The sequence below is a fragment of the Rhizobacter sp. P1_G5 genome (genome assembly GCF_056405435.1).
The window spans coordinates 1-3481 of record NZ_JBFUCB010000622.1 but is presented as its reverse complement, the minus strand read 5'-3'; the positions used below and the strand labels follow the sequence as shown (position 1 = coordinate 3481).

General features: G+C 64.0%; 4 protein-coding genes and 4 tRNA genes. 1 reads left to right on the top strand and 7 read right to left on the bottom strand.

Annotated elements, in window-relative coordinates; genetic code table 11:
• Positions 1–52: 52 nt before the first annotated feature.
• Complete coding sequence (locus AC1D12_RS28280; RefSeq protein ID WP_477844405.1) at positions 53–646, top strand: DUF4276 family protein; 594 nt, start codon at positions 53–55, stop codon at positions 644–646.
• A 3-nt stretch (positions 647–649) separates the two neighbouring features.
• Here AC1D12_RS28280 and AC1D12_RS28275 read toward each other — a convergent pair whose 3' ends face one another.
• From AC1D12_RS28275 to AC1D12_RS28245, 7 genes are all read right to left on the bottom strand, one after another.
• Complete coding sequence (locus tag AC1D12_RS28275) at positions 650–1303, bottom strand: hypothetical protein (protein WP_477844403.1); 654 nt, start codon at positions 1301–1303, stop codon at positions 650–652.
• 87 nt (positions 1304–1390) lie between these two features.
• Positions 1391–1963, bottom strand: a complete 573-nt coding sequence (locus AC1D12_RS28270; protein ID WP_477828742.1) for an HNH endonuclease — start codon at positions 1961–1963, stop codon at positions 1391–1393.
• Between the two features lie 40 nt (positions 1964–2003).
• A tRNA-Leu gene (locus tag AC1D12_RS28265) sits at positions 2004–2088 on the bottom strand.
• 15 nt (positions 2089–2103) lie between these two features.
• Positions 2104–2189: transfer RNA gene (locus AC1D12_RS28260), tRNA-Cys, on the bottom strand.
• 10 nt (positions 2190–2199) lie between these two features.
• Positions 2200–2277 (bottom strand) — tRNA-Arg (locus AC1D12_RS28255).
• Between the two features lie 12 nt (positions 2278–2289).
• Positions 2290–2365, bottom strand: a tRNA-Asp gene (locus tag AC1D12_RS28250).
• A 287-nt stretch (positions 2366–2652) separates the two neighbouring features.
• On the bottom strand, positions 2653–3481 hold an 829-nt coding region (locus AC1D12_RS28245), incomplete at its 5' end, for an MBL fold metallo-hydrolase (protein ID WP_477844401.1).

The window sequence follows — 3481 nt, the reverse complement described above, 5'->3', positions numbered from 1 at the left end:
TCATCGCGCAGCAGAGCGCGAGCCAGACAGACTTGTTCGGTGAGGCCCGGCTGTGATCTCGATCGCATCGATCGTGGAAGGAGACGGAGAGGTCTCCGCATTGCCAATCCTGTTGCGTAGACTGGCTTCGGAACGAGATCCCGCCGCGTTGGTCAACCTGCTGCAACCCATTCGAGTTCGACGCGACAAATTCCTGAACAAGGATGATGAATTCCGCAGGCAACTGCTTCTTGCCRCAGCCAAGAGTGGTCACGACGGATGGGTTCTGATCGTGCTGGATGCCGATGACGATTGCCCGGCAAGCCTGGGTCGGGAAATCTACCAACGGGCGCAACAACATATCCCGCATCAGCGTTTGTCGGTTGTGCTGGCGAATCGGGAGTTCGAAGCCTGGTTCATCGCTGCGGCTCCCTCCTTGCAAGGAGCACGTGGATTCTCTCTGGCGCCTGAGGAAAAAATGCAGGCAGAAACTCCGCGCAACGCCAAGGGCTGGATGAGAGCGCACATGCAAAGCGGCACCTACAGCGAAATTCTCGATCAACCCGCGTTCGCTGCCCGAATTGACCTGCAGCAAGCGTTCGACAACAGCCGTTCATTCCGCAAGTTGTGCAAAGAGTGGCAAACCCATGTTGCCGCCCGAGCCTGAGGCTCAGGAGAATTGCCAGCACCGCTGGTGAACGATGGCCTCGACAAGACGCCGGTCACCGGGTCGGTGCGCCCGACGCGGCTCGAAGCCGGGATCAATGACGGCCTGGCCATCGAAAAGCGAAGGCTGGACCTTGGCCTTGATGCCACACAGCCGCAGGCGCTTGCGCAAGGTCTGCACCGCAATTCGCAGGTCCGCGGAAAGCGCGTCGGCATCCCAGTCGAACCTGATCAGCAACAGCACATAGGCCGACGCCTCGGAGTAGCTGTGCCGGACCATCTTCGCGTAGTCGACGTCGTCCTCTGCCTGCTGCAGCCGCACCAACGGGTCGGAATCCAGCGGTGAGGTGAGCAAGCGTGCCAAGGCGCTTGCGGCAAATTCGGAATCTTCCTGGTCCCAGTCCTTGTCGAGGCGAACTGCGTGTCGCATCTGCTTCTCGGCAAACTTCACGAGCTTGCAGTAGAGCCACTTCAGCACGGACTGCTGATCCGCAGGATCGCCGAAATCGACCGGATAGCCTCGTCGCTGTCCGATGTCGGCCGCGACAAGCCAAGCTTCCTGCTTGACGTCTTCGACACTCATGTCACCACGCGTCGCGCCGGCGATTCGTCGCAGTGCAGCGGCCTGGCCCCTCAGAAAGTCGCTGATGGCCCGCATGACAGCGCGGGCTCAGCAGGCGAGAACCAGTTCAATGCCCATGATCGCCTTGGTAACGCCCGAGGTCGCAATGGTTCCGAAAGATGCTCAACCCAGCCGCGATCCCTTCGGCAGTCGCGCCGCCAGCCACTCGTGCACGTCGGCCCGGATGTGCCGGCCTTCAAGCAGGAAGCCTTCGAAGCGACTCGGCACGTACGGCAGGTACACCAGCGGCATGCGGGCCTCCTCGGGCGTGCGGGCGGCCTTGCGGCCGTTGCACGCGGCGCAGGCGGTGACGAGGTTCATCCATGTCCAGCCGCCGCCGCGGGACTCCGGCACGATGTGTTCGCACTGCAGGTCGCGCTCCGGAAAGCACTGGCTGCARTACGCACAGGTCATGCGGTCGCGGCGGAACAGCTTGCCCTTGCTGAAGGCCGGTACCACGTCGAAGAGGTTGACGCTCGACGCACCGCGCAACGCGATGATCGGGTGCACGTCGATCACCGACTGACGGCCGCGTGCGACGTTGAAACCACCGCGCAGCGTGGCCAGCGGGCCATCGCCGTCGACCCAGGCCACCGCATCCGCAGCCACGTGCGAAGCAGCATGCTCCAGCGTGATCCACGCCTGGGGCGTGCCCTGGATGTCGAGTTGCAGCACGTGGTTGTGACGAGGGTGCATGGTGGCCTCCTTTCGCGGCCCGGCTGATGAAAACGATGTGTGGTCCCCTCGGTCCGAGTCGAACGGACATGCCCTGCGGCGCCGGCTTCTGAGACCGGTGCGTCTGCCAATTCCGCCACGAGGGGGTTGATCTGAACTGATGGACTCGACGATCCGATTCGAACGGATGCGGGCTTGCGCCGTCTGGTTTGCAGCCAGATGCCTTCGACCACTTGGCTACGTCGAGATGGGGTTGCTGGTGCCTCGTGCACGACTCGAACGTGCGACCTCCGGCTTCGTAGGCCGGCGCTCTGATCCAACTGAGCTAACGAGGCTCTCCTGTCTTGTGGCGCCCCGTGCGGGAGTCGAACCCGCGGCTTCCGGCTAGACAGGCCGGCACTCTGGCCACTGAGTCAACGGAGCATTCAATCCATCCGGTCACGGGTTCCGGCGCCGCCCAATCGTTGCGGCCGATTTGTTTGATCTGGTATCGCGTGCGGGATTCGACGCGACCTGTCTGATATCGAAAAGAGAAAAGGCCCGGATCCTCATCAGATCCGGGCCTCTGCGAACAGAGCTTGGAAGGGGCGCCGCCTATGCGCCTCCTTCTCCCGGATGAACCCGATCCTCATGTCGATCAAGCTGTGTGCGACACGCCAGCCCGATCACGCCCGGCAGGGCGCGCTTGGCAACGGAAGTCAGCAGCTTGTTCACGAGGCAGGTCCTTGAAGAAGTTCGGTTCGATCGATCAATCGAGGAGGCGGACTGTAAAGAGTCTTTACTGACCCGTCAACAACTTTTTTTCCTGACGAGATCTCATCGCGCTCGACACCGATCGCGCGCAGGTATCGATCGAACGATTCGTCCACCGCGGACGCCCCGTCACCGATGATGTTGCGCCCCCAGGTGTAGCCGAAGACATCGTCGAAGCGTCGCCCCTGCAGCAGCTGCCGCAGGCGCGACACCGCAGCAGGCGCCATCGGGATCAGGTTCGGGTAGCTGTACATGAACGACACGTGCCGGCGGTCCTGCACCACCTGCAGCGCGTCACCGGGGAACAGCGCGCCGCCGGGCCGCGGCCCGTCCCGCCAGTGCAACGCGGTGCTGCCGGCGAAGTGCCCGCCGCAGCGCAGCAGCGTGACGCCGTCGGACAGGCGCAGCTCATCACCGCCCCAGAAGCGGATCTGCGGCGCCGGCCGCAGCACCCATTCGCGGTCCGCCTCGTGCAGCAGGATCGGCACGCCGCCCAGCGCGTCGCTCCAGTCGACCATCGCCGCGTAGAAGTGCGGGTGCGAGATCGCGATCAGGTCGACGCCGCCGCGCTCGCGCAGCGCCCGCACCGCCTCGTCCGTCACCAGGCTCAGGCTCTCCCACAGGATGTTGCCGGCGTCGGTGGGCAGGAACATCGCACGCTGGTCGATCGCGAAGCCCGGCGCCAGGCCGATGCCGAGCACGCCCTGGTCGTCCTCGATGCGCAGCTTGTGAGAAGCGGCCAGCTCGGCCCGTGTCGTCCAGCGCTGGCACTTCCAGCCGACGTTG

Bases quoted from the DNA above. Each gene is read 5' to 3' on its own strand.
- AC1D12_RS28275 (WP_477844403.1), bottom strand. From the start codon at position 1,303: ATGCGGGCCATCAGCGACTTTCTGAGGGGCCAGGCCGCTGCACTGCGA.